Raw genomic sequence first — 19280 nt, forward strand, 5'->3', positions numbered from 1 at the left:
TTATCCCCCAACGCCTGTAATGCCCCCCGGCCTCGCCATATTCAGCGGTGGCGGATTACGTCCGCCCGGCTTCCGCCGCCAAGCGCAATTGCGCGACGGTCTTGCGGTAGTCGGCAACGCCGTCGCCCTTGAAGACGGCCGAGCCTGCCACCAGCGCATTGGCGCCGGCGGCAATGATTGCGCCTGCGGTTTCCGCCGTCACGCCGCCATCCACTTCCAGATCGATCGGCCGGTCGCCGATCATCGCCTTTGCCGCCCGGATCTTGTCGAGCATGGCCGGAATGAATTTCTGACCGCCGAAACCGGGATTGACGCTCATGATGAGGACGAGATCGACATCATCAAGCACGTTCTCGATGACGGAAAGCGGTGTGGCGGGGTTGAGCGTCACGCCGGCCTTCCTGCCAAGCCCGCGGATTGTCTGCAGCGAGCGGTGCAGATGCGGTCCCGCTTCCGCATGCACGGTGATGCTGTCGCAGCCGGCCTTGGCGAAGGCTTCGAGATAGGGATCGACGGGCGCGATCATCAGGTGGCAATCGAAGAAGGCCATGCTGTGGGGCCGCAGCGCCTTGATGACATCAGGCCCGAAGGAGATGTTGGGGACGAAGTGGCCGTCCATGACATCGAGATGGATCCAGTCCGCGCCGGCTTCCGTGACATCGGCGACTTCCTGTCCCAGCTTGGCGAAATTGGCAGCCAGAATGGACGGGGCTATGCGGATGGGCAGGGACATGGGCAAACTCCTCTCGACGCGTTGCGTAAGCTGCCTTTAACATCAAGTATCGGGGTTTGAAACGGCTGGCCTGAGGGTTGCCCGCCGTTTTCAGCCGCGTTTCACCGAATTTTCGGCGGCGCGGGTTTCGCCTATTGTCTTTCCGCCTTGTCCGCCGGCTCGAAGCGCTGGCCGTTCCAGCGCTGCAGGCGATAGGGATTGTCGGAAAGGTCGTGTGAGGGTGTGAAGCCGAGATCGCCGATGACGGTTTTGAAGACGGTGCCGCCAGCCAGTATTTCCGGCGCGGGTTTCGATTGTGCCTGTACCGCCTCCGCGAGGGCGGCAGTCAGTTCCGTCGCCGCATAGGCCGGCAGGACGTAACCCTCGGGTTCGACGCCGGCGCCGCGCAACTCTCCGGTGACGGCCTGGGACGAGGGCAGGGTATCATAGGCCGGGCGCGTGACGGCAAGCACATTGGCGGTGAGGGGAACCGGGTTGTTCGCCGCATTCATGGCATCGCCGCCCATGATGGTCAAAGCAAGGTTTTCGGATGCGGCGTCTCTCGCGATGATGGCGACGTCGTTGCGCTCCGCACCCACGAAGACGTGGGAAATGCCGGTTCGCGCCAGCCGGCGCACCAGCGCCACCTGCTGTTCCTGATTGGGGCGCATCGTATCGGCAAATGTCGGCTTGAGGCCGTTTTCCTCCAGCGACGCGCGGATGCGGTCCACGAGTTCGCGGCTATAGATCGTGCCGTCGTCCACAAGCCCGATGGAATGTCCCTTCCAGTCACGCAGGATGATTTCGGCGATCCTGTCCGATTCGGCCCTGTCGGAAGGGGAAAGGCGGAAAAGCGGCCAGCCATATTTCAGGGAGTCTTCCATCAGAATAGGCGCGCGGCTGGAGAGCGTGATCGCCGGAATAGCGGCCGCCTTTAATGGCGGCAGAACGCCCTGAAGCGTTTCCGTGCATAAAAAACCGATCGCGGCGCTGACCTTGGCGGCCACCAGGCCATCGGCGATCGCGCCGCCGCTGCCGTCTTCGCAGCTCTCGTGGATTTCGACGACGTCGAGGCCGAGCTTGGCCGCCGCCGCCTTGGCACCCTGCCGCACCTGCTGCCCCAGAAGCTCGTAAGGACCATTCTGCGGGGCAACGATGCCAATCGACGCCGCGCTTGCTGAGCCCGCAAAGGCAAAACCGGCGATGATCGTTAGCAGGCGAAGTGAAAGCATGACGTGATCGAAATCCTGTTGTCCCGGCTTGATGTTTATCGGCAACAACCGGTTTTCCAAAGGAAAAATCAACGATGCTCCATCTTAATCGCATATCGCCATCTGCGGGGCGGCGGTTTTGGTCTGAAATCGTCCAGTTCGCGATTGTCGGCCGGCGCCGCAGCTTGTGGTTGCTGCCGCTCAATATAATTGCGCACTCTTGTTTTGACGGAGAGCCGGTCTTTTCGGGTGAGCGACTCGCTCTCGCGTCGGGCGGGCGGAGAAGTATTTCACCTTTTCATCGTCAGACGCGTTACTTCATAAATCTATTACATGTGGTGCGTATAAGCACAGTTTAGAAAAAGTCGGTCGACGCTTCTGCTTTTTTAAAGTGCAGCACAAAAAGATGCACATTTTATTTCCACATATTTAATTTATTGATATATAAGGCAAATATATAAGCCTTCCCATTGCCTACCTCTTTTCCGCCATGTTTTTTTCGCATTTGCGAGAAGATTTGCTTGACGGAAAGTAAATGATTAGCTTAGATGTAATTGTTTCAGGGGACGACTGAAATTGGCCATATCAGGCCTCGGAAAGTGTTCCGATTATAAGCACTGCCAGACTATATTGCATTCTATATTGTATTTTTTTTATTACGTACAAACCGCTTCGGGAAACTGGAGCGGTTTTTTACATGGTGCTAATTTAAGCAATTTAAAATTGAATTCGAAACGCTTCGCGCAAAGACGTTCTTTCATTCTTGGTTTTATAGAAAACATATAGCGCGGAGCGGGCAAGGCAAGCTCCGGCAAACTCCCTTCACTGTCCGAAATCCCCGTCGACTGCCATGGCTTATCCACGGGCGGGCTCGTTCAGTTTTCCGTGCGGCCTTGATTGAGCGCGGCCAGGGCGTCTTTTGCAAAAGCGGAAACAGGCTCGGGAAGCTTATCCGGATCGAACCAGCCAATGGCGGAAAGCTTATCCGGTTCGGTCAGCACCGGTTCACCCTGCGTGTCGCGGGTGACGAAGATCAGCGAAACCCAGTGGTGACGGTCTTCCGTATCGATGAATTCGCTGTGGCAGAGAAATTCGACGGTGCCGATCTGAAGACCGGTTTCCTCTTCGGCCTCCCGCCGCGCCGCGGCGAGACAGGTCTCGAGGTGATCCACCTTGCCGCCCGGAATGCTCCAGTATCCGGCTTCCGGCGCTTTCATGCGCCGGCATAAAAGCAGGCGGCCTTCGCGCAATATGACAAGACCCACGCCCACACCCGGAAAATCGAGGCCGGGCTTGATGGTCGATGTCATGCTGTCAATCGCGCTGGTCAGGCCTTGGCGTTGGCCACGATCAGCATGAAGGCGGGAATGTCGTCGCCGAAACCAACCGGTGTCGGGCCATCATCGTGGTCGCGATAGTGACGGCGACGGTCGCGGTTGTCGTCATTGGCGTGCAGCGGGTTGCGGCTGTTGCGCTCGGAATTGCGCGGGGTCTTTTCCGGTTTGCGTTCTGCTTTCACCTTGTCGTCTCCATGAGCCGCGATATCAGTGTCCGCAGCGGATTGTGCACCCTGATTGATGTTTTCGACCGGCGCTGCGTCGCGACGGTTGCGGTCGCGGCCTCTGCCGCCCCGTTCCTTGCCGCGGCGGCCGGAATTGCTTTCAAAGCTTTCCATGGGCGCGGGCAGGGTGGAGAGATCACCGTTCAGCCACTCGATCTTTTCGCCGATCAGCTTTTCGATCGCGTCGAGATATTTGGTGTCGCTTCTGGTGACGATGGTGAAAGCCTTGCCCGAGCGGCCGGCACGGCCGGTGCGGCCGATGCGGTGGACATAGTCTTCCGAGTGAATGGGAATATCGAAGTTGAAGACGTGGCTGACATCCGGAATATCAAGGCCGCGTGCGGCAACGTCGGAGGCGACGAGCAGCTTCAGATTACCGTCCTTGAAGTTCTGCAGCATCGTGGTGCGCGAACGCTGGTCCATGTCGCCATGCAGCGCGCCAACGGAGAAGCCGTGACGGTCGAGCGAGCGGAACAGATCAGCCACATCCTTCTTGCGGTTGCAGAAGATGATGGCGTTCTTCAGTTCGGCTTCTTCGGCGCGGACGAGATCGCGCAGCACGGCGCGCTTCTCATAATCCTTGGCGTGCGCGGCGACGATGCGCTGGGCAACGGTCTTGGCCGTGGAGGAAGGCTTGGCGACCTCGACACGGACGGGGTTCTGCAGGAAGCGGTCGGCCAGCTTCTGGATTTCCGGCGGCATGGTGGCCGAGAAGAACAGCGTCTGGCGGGTAAAGGGGATCATCTTGGCGATGCGCTCGATATCGGGAATGAAGCCCATATCCAGCATGCGGTCGGCTTCGTCGATGACGAGGATTTCCACGCCGGTCATCAAAAGCTTGCCGCGCTCGCAATGGTCGAGAAGACGGCCGGGGGTGCAGATGAGGACATCGGCGCCGCGCTCAAGCTTGCGGTCCTGGTCTTCGAAGGACACGCCGCCGATGAGGAGGGCGACGTTCAGCTTGTGATTCTTGCCGTATTTCTCGAAGTTCTCCGCCACCTGCGCTGCAAGTTCGCGGGTCGGCTCGAGGATCAGGGTGCGCGGCATTCTGGCGCGCGCACGGCCCTTCTCGAGCAGGGTGAGCATCGGCAGAACGAAGGAGGCGGTTTTGCCCGTGCCGGTCTGTGCGATACCGCAGATATCACGCTTTTCCAGCGCCGGCGGAATGGCGCCAGCCTGAATGGGTGTCGGCGTCGTGTAGCCGGCATCTGCAATAGCGGAAAGAACTTTTTGGCTCAGGCCAAGATCAGAGAATGTTGTCAAAGGAAGAACTTTTTCCGTTCTGGTTCGGTAAGAACACCTGCGTGCCGCAACGGCACTTGCAAAGACTTGGCGCGGGGATAGGCCCAAATTGCCGGAAAGTCAAGGAAACAACGGGAAAAGCGCACGAAACAGCGGGCTTCGGGCGGGGCTTCTGGGCCTTTGGTGCAGATTTCAGCGATTTATCGTAAAAAGCGCAAAAAAAGCCTTAAAATAGGGCTGCTATTTTAAATAGGTTTTGAGTTCCGTTCCGGCGATCAGGAACCGCATGGGATCAACAGGCGTGTCATTGCGGCGCACTTCGTAATGCACATGCGGACCGGTGGAGCGGCCGGTGCTGCCGGCGCGGCCGATGACATCGCCGGCTTCGACCTTGTCGCCGGCTCTTACCAAAATCGCGGAGAGATGGCCGAATCGCGTCGAGACACCCTGGCCGTGATCGATCTCGACCATATTGCCGTAGCCGCCGGAATTTTCCGCGATGGTCACCTTGCCCGCGCCGGTGGATTTGACGTCAGCACCGGTTTCGGCGCGAAAATCGATGCCGGTATGCAGGGCCGGGCGGCCGAGAAACGGATCCATCCGGTTGCCGAATCGGCTGGTGATCGCCCGGCCGGGAGCAGGGTTGCCGAAGGGCAGGGTGGTCGCTGTTTCCTTGACGATGTCGAGCCGGTTCAGCGCATTGTCGAGATTGGTGAGCGACAGGTTGAAAGGATCGGTTTCACCGCGCTCGGGATCGGCATAGGGGCCGCCTATGTCGTCGTTGCCGTTCTCTTCGATTTTAAGGCCCGCCTGCCGGATGATGTCCTGCATCGCATTCGCCTTGTCCTCGGCGTCGCTGGTCAGTCGGGCGATGCGCGATATCTGCTGGCGTTCGATATCCTTCAGCGACAGTGTCACCTTGGAAAACACCCGGTCGGCCCGGTCGGACGGCGTTTCGCCGGCTTCGGGGACGTATGCGGCGCGTCTGTCCGATGTGGCGGGTTTTTCCGCCTGCGGCTTGCGTGGCGCCATCAGCTTTTCAATGGCCGAAAGGCCGCCGGAGAGATCGGCGCGTTTTTCCGGCGCCATGGCGTTCGAAAGGGACGAGGGCGCGGCCGGGGAGGCGGCGATGCCGGAATTTTCGGCGCGTTCCAGCAATTCGCTCATGCGGCCGTGTCGCGATGTCAGCGCCGCCTGCTGTTCCAGCAGCTTTTCCACTTTCTTTTCAACGACCTGCTGATCGAGCAATTGCCGGGAGGTGACACGGTCCACCTGGGCTCTGAGCGCTGCAATGCGGTCTTCATAGTCGTTCTGCATGCGGGTCTGGCGCGCCATGGTTGCGCCGATCAGGTCGTCACGCAAGATGAGATAGCCTGTGGCGCCGAGATAACCGAGTGAGAAAAGGCCGATCGTGCAGCCGGCAAGCGCCGCCATCCATGGCCGGATGGTCATGTGCCGCACGCTTTCGCCGCGCGCGAGAATGAGCACGTGCGGCTCACGCTTTTTGCCGAATACCCGGTTTTCCGCCGTATCAGTCACAATCTCTCTCCGGACTGGCCGATTTCTTAAGGGAAATCATAATTCGTTAAGGTTAACGAAGTTTTGCCGGAGAGGCGTTTCGGCGTTGTCGGCTATTGGCTGACGGATGTGAGCGAGCGGTAAAAGGAAGGCGTCAGGCCTGCTTCGGCGCGGGCAAGGTCGTTGAAGGGCGGTTTCAGCGGGCCGCGGAAATTGGCGCGCACCAGCTGCCTGAAGGTTGCGGCCGGGTCCTTCTTTTCACGGGCGCACAGGAACCGGAACCATTTCGCGCCGATGGCGACGTGGCCCTTTTCGTCATTATAGATGACGTCGAGAACGGCGGCGCTTTCGAGATCGCCGGTCTCGCGCATCTTCGCCTGCAGGGAAGGGGTGACGTCCAGCCCGCGCGCTTCCAGGATGAGCGGGACGACGGCGAGCCGTGCGGTGAGATCGTTGCGGGTGGCATGGGCGGCCTGCCAGAGCCCGTCATGGGCCGGCAGATCGCCATAGTCTGCGCCGAGGCTTCTGAGCCTGTCCCGCACCAGCCGGAAATGTTTCGCCTCCTCGAAGGCCACCTGCATCCAGCCATCGAAAAAGGAATGCGGCACTGGCTCGCTGGCATAACGGGCGACGATATCGAGCGCGAGATCGACGGCGTTGAGTTCGATATGGGCTATGGCATGCAGCAGCGCGATGCGGCCCCTGACGCTGTGAAGGGAGCGGCGTTCCACGGCGGTCGGCGGCACGAGTTCCGGCCTCTCGGGCCTGCCCGGCCGCTCAGGCAGCGGCGGGTCGAGCGGGGAACGCAGCGACAGGCGGCGTTCGAACCAGCGTGTCGCCGTTTCCTGCGCAAGCGCGGTCTTTCTGTCGAGATCGGCGCTCATGATCGCATCCGTCGCGCCGCCTCGCAGCGAAATGATTTTGAACGGGGGCGTCACGGCGGGTTGGTCCCTCAGAGCTTCTTCACAGTCTCGAGAACGGCCTGTGCATGGCCCGCGACCTTCACCTTGTTCCAGATTTCCGCGATTTTTCCATCCGGGGCCACGAGGAAAGTGGTGCGTTCGACGCCCATGTATTTTTTGCCATACATGCTTTTTTCCTTCCAGACGCCATAGGCTTCCAGAACCCTCCTCTCCTCGTCAGACGCGAGCATGACGGAAAGGGAATGTTTTGCCGCAAACTTGTCGTGGCTTTTAACGCTGTCGGGCGAAATACCGATGACGACGGCATTGGCTGCCTCGAACTCGCCGCCCAGCGCGCTGAAGTCGATGGCCTCTGCGGTGCAGCCGGAAGTATCGTCCTTCGGGTAGAAATAGAGGATGACCGCCTTGCCTTGCAGTTTGGACAATGTCACCGTCCCTTCACCGTTACGGGGCAAAGTAAAATCGGGAGCGGTGCCGCCAATCGTCAAGTCTGTCATAATCTACCTTTCTTTCGCCGGGATGTTGAGGGAAAGTCGCCACATTCGATATATAGCGAAACCGCGCGTCGTCCAGATCACGATTGAGAATTAAGATCGTTTCGACCTTCATTCTCAATCGTGATCTGGATTAAAGAATTAAAGCGGGATTCCAGACGAAAACCGCTTACACTTTTCGCCATCCCGCTCCGGTGTTGCGGCGAAACAGAAGCTATTCAAGGGCAAATACGGGCGTATGGCTGAAGTCAGGGGTGAAAAGGTCAAGTTCAGCAGGCGCGATATCATTGCGCTGCATGATCTTCCTTCGGCACAGGCCGAAGATCCCATCATCGTGCATTGCCCGGCGCCACGCTCCATGGCGCGTGCCTTCATCAAGATTTTCTCAGCACTTTTCGTGCTGGCCTTCCTCTCCATCGGCGGCATCATTCTTTCCGTCGAGACGGGATCGATCGATGCGACGCTTTCCAGCCAGGCGCAGCAGGCGCTGGAAAGGGCGCTCGGGCCCCACTACAGCGCGCGGATCGGCTCCTCGGCGATCAGGTTTTCCACCGGGCTGCGCCTTGCGCTGGTGGCGGAGGACGTGGATATCATCGAGAAGGAATCCGGCCAGCATATGAGCCGGGCGCGGGCGATCGGCATGGCGCTCGATCCGCTTGCGCTTCTGGCCGGCCGTGTCTCGGTGGAGAGCCTCGAGGCCGATGGGATGGAGCTCGATACGGCGCTTTTGCCCAGGGGTAACGGGTTCGATCTCACCAGCGTCAAGCTCGACGCCGTGCCGCAGCAATTGCAGGAGGCCTTCGGGCAGCTCGACAAGCTCGCTCAGGCTTTCCTGAGCAGCGGAACCGAGGAAATCGATATTTCCAGCGTTTCGGTTCACCTGCCGCCCGGCGAGTTGGGCAAGCCGCGCACCATCGAAGTGCGGGAACTGTCGCTGACGCCGGATCAGCAGGGCGGATATTCGCTTGACGGGGAAACGCTGTTTAACGGTGAAATTGCCAGCGTGGCGCTCAAGACCTCCGGCGCGGGCGGTGTGATCAACGGCTTCGAGGCCCGCATCGACGGTTTCGATATCGGCCCGTTTCTGGAAAAATACGATCCCGACGGCAATCTCCATGAAGGCCTGAACGTCAAGACCGGTGTCAATATTGTCGCGCGGCGCGCCACGGACGGGCAGGAGCCGCGGCTGGATGTCTCCCTCGGCATGGGCAACGGAACGCTCCGGATCGGCGGCGAAGCCCAGACCTTCACGGCGGGCACCGTCAATGCGCATTACGATTTTGCAAAAAGCACACTTGTCATCGAAAATTCGCGGTTGGAGCTGGGGCGGACAATTATTCCGGTCGCCGGTGAAATCAGCGATACGGAAGACGGTTTCGGCCTTTCGCTGCGGATCGACAATGGCGTTGCTTCGTCCGAAGCTTCGGGCGAGGCCCCGGTTCCGTTCAGCCTGAAGGCGGACGGGCATTTTACGGCGGCGACGAAGCAGCTCGACGTTCCCTCGCTTTATGTCACAGGCCCGCTCGGAGACATGGCGGGATCGCTGAAAATTCGGTTTGGCCAGGGGTCGCCGGAAATCAGTTTCGGCGGGCAGATTCCGAAGATGGAGGCCACGGCGGTCAAGCAGCTCTGGCCGTTCTGGATGGCGCATAAGCCGCGCGACTGGGTGGTATCCAATCTGTACGGCGGCACCGTCACCAATGGTTCAATCGCGATCTTCATCCCGCAGGGACGGATGTGCGGCCCCGGCTGCCCGCTGGTGCTCGGCGAAAGCGAAATGCAGATCCGCTTCGATATCGACGATACGCGTCTCAATACCACCGGCGACATTCCGCCGCTGCGCGATGTCGACGCCCATTTCGATCTCGTGGGCGGCAAGATGGCCGTCGATATCAAACGGGGCACATCCTATTTCCCGTCGAACCGGTCGCTTGCGCTGGAGAACAGCCGTTTCCTCATTTCCGCCGTTTACGACAAGCCGCTGCTCGGCAATCTCGAACTGAACGTTTCGGGTACGGCCGATGCCGTGGCCGAGCTTGCGGCGCTCAAGCCCATCAATGCGCTCAAGGACACGCAGTTCAAGCCGGAGGATTTCACCGGCGATGTCAAAGCCCATGCCAACCTGACCGTTGGCCTGCTTTCCAGCCACAATCCGCCTCCGCCGGTGTGGACCGCCGATCTCGACCTCAAGAACCTGTCGCTGACCAAGCCCTTTGCCGGCCACAAGGTGACGGCGCTCGACGGTTTCATGACGCTGGACGACCGCCAGCTCAAGCTGGAGGGCAAGGGCCGCGTGGATGACGTGCCGATGGACATCGTGATGACCGAGCCGGTGCGCAAGAACAGCGATATCGCGCCGACATTGTCGCTGAAGGCAAACCTGAATGAAACGCAGGTCGCAAAGCTCGCCCCGGAACTGTCCACCGTCCTTGGCGGCACCACGGCGATTGAAATCGACGGTGCCGACCCGAAACGCCAGGATATCCGGCTCGATCTGACCAAGGCGTCGATCATTCTGCCCGGGCTCGGCTGGAGCAAGGGCATCGGCATTCCCGCCAGTGCCACCTTCACCATTGAAACGGGAGACGGGCGCACGACGATCAGTGACTTCGCGCTCGATGGCGACGGCTTCGGCGCTGCCGGCGATATTGCCTTCAGCAAGAACGGGCTGATTTCAGCCGATCTCAGCCGCGTGCAGCTGTCGCCCTCCGATAATTACGCCGTTTCGGTTGCCGCTTCGAAAAACGGCTATGTCATCAATGCATCGGGAAAATCCGCCGATGTCAGGCCTTTCCTCTCGAAGCTGCGCAGCTCTTCCAGCGGCGGCGATGGCACGTCGCGTTCGCAGCCATCCCTTGCCATCAAGACGCAATTCGACAAGGTCTACGGGTTCAACGACGAAATCCTCGCCAATGTCAGTTCCGATGTCAGCGTGCGGGACGGCAAGGTCCGCTCGATCGATTTCCGTGGCGTCACCGGCAATGGCCAGGCGGTGGTGGCGCAGACCACCAATCGGGGGTCAACGGGAACGGTGACGCTGACCAGCAGCGATGCGGGGTCGCTCGCCCGTTTCGCCAATATCTACAGCCGCATTCGCGGCGGCCTTCTCAACCTTGCGCTGACGACTTCCAATGGCAGCGACTGGAGCGGATCGCTCGACCTGCGCAATTTTGCCGTCGTCAACGAAGCCAAGCTGCAGGACATCGTCGCCACGCCGACGGGCGAGGACGGCAGGAGCCTCAACAATGCGGTGCGCCGCAATATCGATGTCAGCTCGGAAAAATTCCAGCGCGGTTTTGCCCGGCTGGTTTACGTCAATGGCTCAGTGGCGGTGGAAAACGGCGTCGTGCGCGGCGAGCAGATCGGCGCGACCTTCCAGGGGCTGCTGAAGGACCAGAGCGGCCGCATGGACATGACCGGCACCTTCATGCCCGCCTATGGCCTCAACCGGCTGTTCGGGGAACTGCCCTTCATCGGCATCTTCCTCGGCAATGGCCGCGACCGTGGGTTGCTGGGCATCACCTTCAAACTCTCCGGCCAGACGGACCAGCCGAAGCTGACGATCAATCCGCTGTCGCTGATCGCGCCGGGCGTCTTCCGGCAGATATTCGAGTTTCAGTGAATGGAGCGCCAGAAAGCCTGGCGCTAGCGGATGCTTGGCGAGAAGGGTTGCATCCTCACTCCGTCACCCCGGACCTGATCCGGGGTCTAGCGCGATCAAGTCCTTGATCGCGAAAGAGCCCTTTCACGGCGCAGACGCGTCGTGACTGGATGCCGGATCTAGTCCGGCATGACGGGAGTGGCGGATTTATCGGCGCATCGAGGAGCGCTTTCGCAGTCCTCGAGAGGATGTTTTACGCCGGGCGAACCAGAACGTGCTTCTTCTTGCCGACCGATAGCTTGATGACGCCGTCGCCGGTCACTTCACCTGCACCAACCGTCTGGCGCTCATCCGAAACGCCGATATCGTTGATCTTCACCGCACCGCCCTGAACGTGGCGGCGGGCCTCGCCATTCGAGCCGGCGAGACCGGCGCGGACGATGAGCGAGAGAACGCCGAGGCCGGCTTCGAGTTCGGAGGCCGGAACCTCGATGGAGGGCAGGTTTTCGGCGAGCGCGCCTTCCTCGAAGGTCTTGCGCGCCGTTTCCGCTGCCTCTTCCGCCGCGGCGCGGCCATGCAGGATCGCCGTTACTTCCGTTGCGAGGATTTTTTTCGCCTCGTTGATTTCCGATCCGCCAAGGGCGGCGATACGGGCGATCTCATCCATCGGCAGCGTAGTGAAGAGCTTGGCGAAGCGAACGACGTCGGCATCTTCCGTGTTGCGCCAGTATTGCCAGAAATCATAGACCGGCAGCAGGTCCTTGTTCAGCCATACCGCGCCCGATGCGGACTTGCCCATTTTCGCACCGGAAGAGGTGGTCAGAAGCGGCGAGGTCAGCGCGTAAAGCTGCGGTGTCCCCATGCGGTGACCGAGATCGATGCCGTTGATGATGTTGCCCCACTGGTCCGAACCGCCCATCTGCAGGCGGCAGCCGGTGCGCTGGTTCAGCTCCACGAAGTCGTAGGCCTGCAGGATCATGTAGTTGAATTCGAGGAAGGACAGCGACTGTTCGCGGTCGAGGCGCGTCTTCACGCTGTCGAAGGACAGCATGCGGTTGACCGAGAAATGGCGGCCGACATCGCGCAGGAATTCGAGGTAGTTCAGACCACGCAGCCAGTCGGCATTGTTGATCATCAGCGCCGGATTATTGGCGCGGTCATAATCGAGGTAGTTGGCGAAGACATGCTTGAGCGAGGTGATGTTGTCCTCGATCATGTCGATCGTCATCAGCTTGCGGGCCTCTTCCTTGAAGGAGGGATCGCCCACCATGCCGGTGCCGCCGCCCATCAGGGAGATCGGCTGATGTCCGGTCTTCTGCATCCAGTGCAGCATCATGATCTGGGTGAGATGGCCGACATGCAAACTCGAAGCCGTCGGGTCATAGCCGATATAGGCGGTCACGGTTTCCTTGGCGAACAGTTCGTCGAGACCTGCCTCATCGGAGATCTGGTGAATGAAGCCGCGCTCATCGAGCGTGCGGAGGAAATCGGACTTGAACCTGGACATAACCTTTTACTTTCTGGTTTGATCTTTTCCGTCATTGAAAGCCAATGAACGCCGGGGCTTTATCATTGTTTTTTGAAATGTGCACCCGTTTCGGCCATGAATGTCTGGATTCACGTCATCATGATTCGAGAATGCAGGGGAGCGGCAGGTGGGCGAGATCAAAACGGCGATCGGGCTGATGAGCGGCACATCGATGGACGGCATCGATATCGCCCTGTTGCGCACGGATGGCGAAAGCGTGGTGCGGCACGGGCCGAGCGGTTATTTTCCCTATGATCCCGGTCTGCGCGCCGTCTGGCAGAAAGCATTGGTCACGGCCAAATCCATCGTCGACAGGCGCGAACGCCCCGGCGATCTGGCGGAGGCCGAGCGCAAGCTGACGCTTGCCCATGCGGCGGCGGTGAAATCCTTTCTCCATCGTCACGGGCTTCAGCCAGGCGATATCGATGTGATCGGCTTTCATGGTCAGACGGTGCTGCACCGGCCGGATGAGGTGCTGACCGTGCAGATCGGTGACGGGCCTTTGCTTGCCGAAGAGACCGGCATCGACGTGGTTTACGATATGCGGGCCAACGACATGGTGCATGGCGGGCAGGGTGCGCCGCTCATTCCCGCTTATCACATGGCGCTTTCCGCCAATCTGCCAGATGGGTTCGAAACGCCGGCCGTTTTCGTCAATATCGGCGGCATCTCCAATCTCACCTATATTGGCGAGGCGGGGCGGCTTGCCGCTTTCGATAGCGGGCCCGGCAATATGTTGATCGACCAGTGGATCGAGGCACATACGGGCAAGGCCTTCGACAAGGGCGGCAAGACGGCGGCCGGCGGCAGCGTCGTGGCCTCGCTGGTGGCGCGGTATATGGAGAGCCCGTTTTTTTCGGCCAATATCCGCCGGTCGCTCGACCGCGGCGATTTCCTGCCGCCGAAAAAGGGCGAGGTTTCGCTGGCGGATGGCGCGCGGACCTTGGCGCATCTGACGGGTGCTGCGATCCTCAAATCGGCAAGCTATTTGCCGGAAACGGCGAAGACCTATGTGGTCTGTGGCGGTGGGCGGCTCAATCCGGTGATCATGGCGGAATTTTCCGAGCTTGCAGCAAAGGTGGGGGCGCGGGTGATTGCGGCGGAAGAGGCGGGTTTCGATGGCGGGGCGATGGAGGCGGAGGCCTGGGCCTATCTGGCCGTGCGCTCGCTGAAGGGGCTGCCGCTGACCTATCCGGGGACTACGGGGGTTAAGGAGCCGGTGACGGGTGGGGTTTTGGTGCGGGGGTAAAGGGTGACGGTGGGTGGGGCTTACCCCCCTCTGCCCTGCCGGGCATCTCCCCCTCAAGGGGGGAGATCGAATCGCGGCGACCTATCGGCCATCTTGAACGTTGCAGCTGAGGCGAAGAGCAAGCCTCCTGCTAATCTCCCCCCTTGAGGGGGAGATGCCCGGCAGGGCAGAGGGGGGTAAGCCCCACCCACCGTCAATCATTGTGGCCAGATCAAACCCCGTCGCGACACTGCGTCGCCAATCACCGAATGCGCTTCGCCGCCGGTTCCGGCACCAGCTCACCATTCAGGCGACGGTCGAGATAGTCCTCGCATTCGCCCATCAGATCGTCCACCTTGCCATTGAAGAAGTGGTTGGCGCCGGGAACGGTGCGGTGGGTGATGAGGATGCCCTTCTGGGTCTTCAGCTTTTCCACCAGGCCATTCACATCCTTCTCAGGCGCGACCTTGTCGCTATCACCGTTGATGATGAGACCCGACGACGGGCAGGGGGCGAGGAAGGAGAAGTCGTAGGTATTGGGCTGCGGCGCAATCGACATGAAACCTTCGATTTCCGGACGGCGCATCAGGAGCTGCATGCCGATCCAGGCGCCGAAGGAATAACCCGCGACCCAGCAGCTTTTCGAATCGGGATGCAGGCTCTGCACCCAGTCGAGCGCGGAGGCGGCATCGGAAAGCTCGCCGGCGCCGTGGTCGAATTCACCCTGGCTGCGGCCAATGGAGCGGAAATTGAACCGGAGCGTCGTGAAACCGCGCTTCTGGAAAAGATAAAATAGCTGATAGACGATCTGGTTGTTCATCGTGCCGCCAAACTGCGGGTGCGGATGAAGGATGATCGCGATCGGCGCGCTCTTTTCCTTGGAGGGTTGATAACGGCCTTCGAGGCGACCCGCAGGGCCGTTAAAGATGACTTCGGGCATTGGTACTCCGGTCCGTGTTTTTTCGTTCCCGAACCGCATTCTGCCAATGAGAAGACTTGACGAACTGTGTCAGCTTTTCTAGAACGCAGTTTAGAACAATTCGAAACTTTGCGTGTGCTTAAGCACTCGGGTGGTGTCATAAGGCAAGCGCAACTGTAATTTCAAGAAAAATGCGTTTTTGCGCATTGAAGATTGGATAAAGCCTCACCGCCATGACGGTTTTGACGCGCACATATATGGACTGGAACGCCACGGCGCCGCTTTTGCCCACCGTGCGTGATGTTCTTGTGTCTGCGCTCGATCTTGCTGGCAATCCGTCTTCGGTTCACCGGGAAGGGCGTGCGGCCCGCGCCGCCATCGAGACCGCCCGCCGCGAGGTTGCAGCGCTTGCCGGTGCGCAGGCGGCCCATGTCACCTTCACCAGCGGGGCGACGGAAGCTGCCAATCTGGTGCTGACACCCCAATTCAAAATGGGGCGCAGCCCGGTACGCGTCAGCCGTCTTTACGTTTCGGCCATCGAGCATCCGGCGTTCCGCGAAGGCGGCCGGTTCGGCAAGGATGACGTTGCGGAAGTTCCCGTAACGTCAGCGGGTGTCCTTGACCTTGCGGCGCTCGAGGTGCTGCTGGCATCACACGATGCCGCTGCCGGCCTGCCAATGGTTGCCTGCATGCTGGTGAACAATGAGACCGGAATAGTTCAGCCGGTGGCGGAAGCGGCGCGGCTGGTGCACGCGGCCGGCGGATTGATGGTTGTCGACGCCGTGCAAGCGGCAGGCCGTATTCCGCTCGATATCAATGCACTCGATGCCGATTTCCTCGTCGTCTCGTCGCACAAGCTTGGTGGACCCAAGGGTGTCGGCGCTCTCATCTCGCGCGGTGAGGTGATGATGCCGAAGCCGCTGATCCATGGCGGCGGGCAGGAAAAAGGACATCGCTCGGGTACGGAAAATACCCTGTCCGTCATCGGTTTCGGTGCTGCGGCGGCTGTTGCGACCCTGAATGGGGGCGTTGAAGCGGCGCGTCTTGCCGCTTTGCGGGCGCGACTGGAAGACGGCATGCGGGTGAGTGCGCACGACGTGATCATTCACGGCGAGGATGTCGCCCGTGTCGGCAATACCACGTTTTTCACCCTGCCTGGCCTGAAGGCGGAAACGGGGCAGATCGCCTTCGATATAGAAGGTATTGCGCTGTCTGCCGGTTCGGCCTGCTCATCCGGCAAGGTGGGGGAAAGCCATGTGCTGAGCGCGATGGGGCGTGATCCGAAGCTCGGTGCGCTCAGGATTTCGCTTGGCCATGCGACTGACGAGGCGGACATAGACAGGACGCTTGCGGCGTTCACGAAAATTGCCGGGCGGCGCAAGCTTTCCGGTCAGGCCGCGTAAAATGCGGCAAAGAATTGCGGAATCGCAAATTTCCGCTTGCCGGGATGTGTGAAAAGCGCCATCCCGCACCTACATGGGTATAAGCTCCGCCCCGGCTGACGGCTCGGAACGATTTGCCCGAAGATGAATAAGGCGGCTTTCCGCCTTGATACGTTGACAAGCCACCGGACCTTGGCTCCGGCGAGATTGGAGAACGACATGGCAGCGGTTCAGGAAACGATCGATCAGGTACGCCAGATCGATGTGGACCAGTACAAATACGGCTTCGAAACCAATATCGAAGTCGACAAGGCCCCGAAGGGCCTTTCGGAAGAGGTGATCCGTTTCATCTCGGCCAAGAAGCAGGAGCCGGAATGGATGCTGGAATGGCGTCTTGAGGCTTACAAGCGCTGGCTGACGATGGAAGAGCCGACCTGGGCGCGCGTCAGCTATCCCAAGATCGACTTCAACGATCTCTATTATTACGCGGCGCCGAAAAGCACGCCCGGCCCGAAGTCGCTCGATGAAGTCGATCCCGAGCTTCTGAAGGTCTATGAAAAGCTCGGCATTCCGCTGAAGGAACAGGAAATCCTCGCCGGTGTTGAAAAGCGCCAGGTGGCGGTGGATGCCGTGTTCGACAGCGTCTCGGTCGTCACCACCTTCAAGGCGGAACTGGCCAAAGCCGGCGTCATCTTCATGTCGATTTCGGAAGCCGTGCGCGAGCATCCGGAGCTGGTGAAGAAATATCTCGGCTCGGTCGTTCCGACGACGGACAATTTCTACGCGACGCTGAACTCCGCTGTCTTTACCGACGGTTCCTTCGTGTTCGTGCCGAAGGGTGTTCGCTGCCCGATGGAGCTTTCCACCTATTTCCGCATCAACGAAAAGAACACCGGCCAGTTCGAGCGCACGCTGATCATCGCCGAAGAGGGTGCCTACGTCTCCTATCTGGAAGGCTGCACCGCACCGCAGCGCGACGAGAACCAGCTTCACGCCGCCGTGGTCGAACTCGTGGCGCTCGATGACGCCGAAATCAAATATTCCACCGTCCAGAACTGGTATCCGGGCGACAAGGAAGGCAAGGGCGGCATCTACAACTTCGTGACCAAGCGCGGCGATTGCCGTGGCAACCGTTCGAAGATTTCGTGGACGCAGGTGGAAACCGGCTCGGCGATTACTTGGAAATACCCGTCCTGCATTCTGCGCGGCGATGACAGCCGTGGCGAATTCTATTCGATCGCGGTCTCCAACGGCCACCAGCAGATCGATAGTGGCACCAAGATGATCCATCTCGGCAAGAACACGTCGAGCCGCATCATCGCCAAGGGCATTGCCGCCGGTTTTTCGGAAAACGTCTATCGCGGCCAGGTGTCTGCCCACCGCAAGGCGACCAACACCCGCAACTTCACGCAGTGTGACTCGCTTCTGATCGGCGACAAGTGCGGCGCGCATACCGTGCCCTATATCGAGGCGAAGAACTCCTCCGCTCACTTCGAGCATGAGGCGACGACGTCGAAGATTTCCGAAGACCAGCTGTTCTATTGCCTGCAGCGCGGCATCCCGGAAGAAGCGGCCATCGCACTGATCGTCAACGGCTTCGTCAAGGAAGTCATTCAGGAACTGCCGATGGAATTTGCCGTGGAAGCGCAGAAGCTGATCGGCATTTCGCTGGAAGGTTCGGTGGGATAAGTTTTCCTCGTCATCCTCGGGCTTGTCCCGAGGATCTGCTGCGGTAGCTGTTAGAATGAGTGGCTTCGTCTACATGATGTCTGACAAACCGCGCGGGGTAATTTACACCGGTGTCACTGGAGATTTATCGGGACGGGTATGGGAGCATCGAAACGCTGAACGGAAGGGTTACACAGAAAAATACCAGGCGAAAAATCTCGTCTGGTTTGAAACCCACCCAAACATCGTTTTGGCGATCCAGCGGGAGAAATCGTTGAAGCGCTATCTTCGTGAATGGAAAATCAAGTTGATCGAAGAGCTTAACCCAACGTGGTTCGATCTTTTTGATCGTATCGACGAGATCGAAAACGCTTATGTGCCGCATCCGAGTACACCGGCCTTTGAGGACTATAATTGACGTGATTAGATCCTCGGGACAAGCCCGAGGATGACGGATGTGAAAGTTGAGATGGGCCCATAGGGTCTACGAGGCGGTCCTTGAAACCGCACCATGAACAGGAACAAAACCATGCTTGAAATCATCGACCTGCACGCAAAGATCGCCGATACCGAAACCGAGATCATCAAGGGTCTCAACCTGAAGGTTGCCGCCGGTGAGGTTGCCGCCATCATGGGGCCGAACGGTTCCGGCAAGTCGACGCTGTCCTACATCCTGTCGGGCCGCGAAGATTATGAAGTCACCTCCGGTGACATTCTTTACAACGGCGAAAGCATTCTGGAACTGGATGCTGCAGAGCGTGCGGCCAAGGGCATCTTCCTTGCCTTCCAGTATCCGGTCGAAATTCCCGGTGTCGCCACCATGCAGTTCCTGAAGGTTGCGATGAACGAGCAGCGCAAGGCGCGCGGCGAGTCCGAGCTGACGACGCCGGACTTCATCCGCCGCGTCAAGGAAGCGGCCGGCGATCTGAAGATCGACATGGAGATGCTGAAGCGTCCGCTGAACGTCGGCTTCTCCGGTGGTGAGAAGAAGCGCGCCGAAATCCTGCAGATGGCGCTCTTGGAGCCGAAGCTCTGCGTTCTCGATGAAACCGATAGCGGTCTCGACATCGACGCCCTGAAGATCGTGGCTGACGGTGTCAACGCACTGAAGTCGCCGGATCGCGCCACCGTCGTCATCACCCACTATCAGCGCCTGCTGGATTACATCGTGCCTGACAGCGTTCACGTTCTCTACAAGGGCAAGATCATCCGCTCGGGTGACAAGGCGCTGGCGCTGGAACTGGAAAACAATGGTTACGCCGACATCATCGGTGAAGCGGCCTAAGCCAGAGG

15 protein-coding genes are annotated in these 19280 nt (G+C 59.7%); 6 read left to right on the plus strand and 9 right to left on the minus strand.

Going from position 1 to position 19280, the window contains the following annotated elements; translation table 11 throughout:
• Window positions 1–55 precede the first annotated feature (55 nt).
• The 7 genes from rpe to bcp form a co-directional block, all read right to left on the minus strand.
• Window positions 56–733 (minus strand): ribulose-phosphate 3-epimerase, encoded by a 678-nt coding sequence (gene rpe / locus AC5YUO_RS13505; RefSeq protein ID WP_496153652.1) that lies wholly within the window; start codon window positions 731–733, stop codon window positions 56–58.
• Between the two features lie 131 nt (window positions 734–864).
• Complete coding sequence (locus AC5YUO_RS13510; RefSeq protein WP_496154864.1) at window positions 865–1944, minus strand: ABC transporter substrate-binding protein; 1080 nt, start codon at window positions 1942–1944, stop codon at window positions 865–867.
• 854 nt (window positions 1945–2798) lie between these two features.
• The gene (locus tag AC5YUO_RS13515) at window positions 2799–3233 is read right to left on the minus strand and encodes an NUDIX domain-containing protein (protein ID WP_496153653.1); all 435 of its coding nucleotides are present in this window, start codon (window positions 3231–3233) and stop codon (window positions 2799–2801) included.
• 17 nt (window positions 3234–3250) lie between these two features.
• Window positions 3251–4747, minus strand: coding sequence for a DEAD/DEAH box helicase (locus tag AC5YUO_RS13520; protein ID WP_400816811.1), 1497 nt, complete (start codon window positions 4745–4747; stop codon window positions 3251–3253).
• A gap of 219 nt (window positions 4748–4966) precedes the next feature.
• Window positions 4967–6265 (minus strand): M23 family metallopeptidase, encoded by a 1299-nt coding sequence (locus tag AC5YUO_RS13525; RefSeq protein ID WP_496153654.1) that lies wholly within the window; start codon window positions 6263–6265, stop codon window positions 4967–4969.
• Window positions 6266–6357: 92 nt separating this feature from the next.
• A complete protein-coding gene (locus AC5YUO_RS13530; protein WP_496153655.1) occupies window positions 6358–7182 on the minus strand; it encodes a ferritin-like domain-containing protein in 825 nt (274 codons plus the stop codon).
• 14 nt (window positions 7183–7196) lie between these two features.
• Window positions 7197–7664, minus strand: coding sequence for a thioredoxin-dependent thiol peroxidase (bcp, locus tag AC5YUO_RS13535; protein ID WP_496153656.1), 468 nt, complete (start codon window positions 7662–7664; stop codon window positions 7197–7199).
• A gap of 235 nt (window positions 7665–7899) precedes the next feature.
• On the opposite strand from bcp, the gene AC5YUO_RS13540 reads away from it, so the two are divergent.
• Window positions 7900–11283 carry a hypothetical protein gene (locus tag AC5YUO_RS13540; RefSeq protein ID WP_496153657.1) on the plus strand — a complete coding sequence of 1128 codons (3384 nt, stop codon included), beginning with the start codon at window positions 7900–7902 and terminating at the stop codon, window positions 11281–11283.
• A 232-nt stretch (window positions 11284–11515) separates the two neighbouring features.
• Here the strand turns inward: AC5YUO_RS13540 and tyrS are convergent, their stop codons facing one another.
• Entirely contained in the window at window positions 11516–12769 is a 1254-nt protein-coding gene (tyrS, locus tag AC5YUO_RS13545; RefSeq protein WP_400816801.1) for a tyrosine--tRNA ligase, read from the minus strand.
• 148 nt (window positions 12770–12917) lie between these two features.
• Here tyrS and AC5YUO_RS13550 point away from each other — a divergent pair, with 148 nt between their 5' ends.
• A complete protein-coding gene (locus AC5YUO_RS13550) occupies window positions 12918–14039 on the plus strand; it encodes an anhydro-N-acetylmuramic acid kinase (protein ID WP_496153658.1) in 1122 nt (373 codons plus the stop codon).
• A 241-nt stretch (window positions 14040–14280) separates the two neighbouring features.
• Here AC5YUO_RS13550 and AC5YUO_RS13555 read toward each other — a convergent pair whose 3' ends face one another.
• Window positions 14281–14958: an alpha/beta hydrolase gene (locus AC5YUO_RS13555; protein ID WP_035263309.1), complete on the minus strand. Its 678-nt coding sequence runs from the start codon at window positions 14956–14958 to the stop codon at window positions 14281–14283.
• Between the two features lie 212 nt (window positions 14959–15170).
• Between AC5YUO_RS13555 and AC5YUO_RS13560 the strand changes: the two genes are divergently transcribed.
• The 4 genes from AC5YUO_RS13560 (at window position 15171) to sufC (ending at window position 19272) form a co-directional block, all read left to right on the plus strand.
• Entirely contained in the window at window positions 15171–16340 is a 1170-nt protein-coding gene (locus tag AC5YUO_RS13560) for a cysteine desulfurase family protein (protein ID WP_496153659.1), read from the plus strand.
• Between the two features lie 198 nt (window positions 16341–16538).
• Window positions 16539–18008 carry a Fe-S cluster assembly protein SufB gene (gene sufB / locus AC5YUO_RS13565; RefSeq protein WP_006698793.1) on the plus strand — a complete coding sequence of 490 codons (1470 nt, stop codon included), beginning with the start codon at window positions 16539–16541 and terminating at the stop codon, window positions 18006–18008.
• A 55-nt stretch (window positions 18009–18063) separates the two neighbouring features.
• Complete coding sequence (locus AC5YUO_RS13570; RefSeq protein ID WP_496153660.1) at window positions 18064–18405, plus strand: GIY-YIG nuclease family protein; 342 nt, start codon at window positions 18064–18066, stop codon at window positions 18403–18405.
• Window positions 18406–18516: 111 nt separating this feature from the next.
• Window positions 18517–19272 (plus strand): Fe-S cluster assembly ATPase SufC, encoded by a 756-nt coding sequence (gene sufC / locus AC5YUO_RS13575; RefSeq protein WP_003522658.1) that lies wholly within the window; start codon window positions 18517–18519, stop codon window positions 19270–19272.
• The last annotated feature ends 8 nt before the right edge of the window (window positions 19273–19280 follow it).

This window comes from Agrobacterium sp. LEGMi-208b, assembly GCF_059511785.1.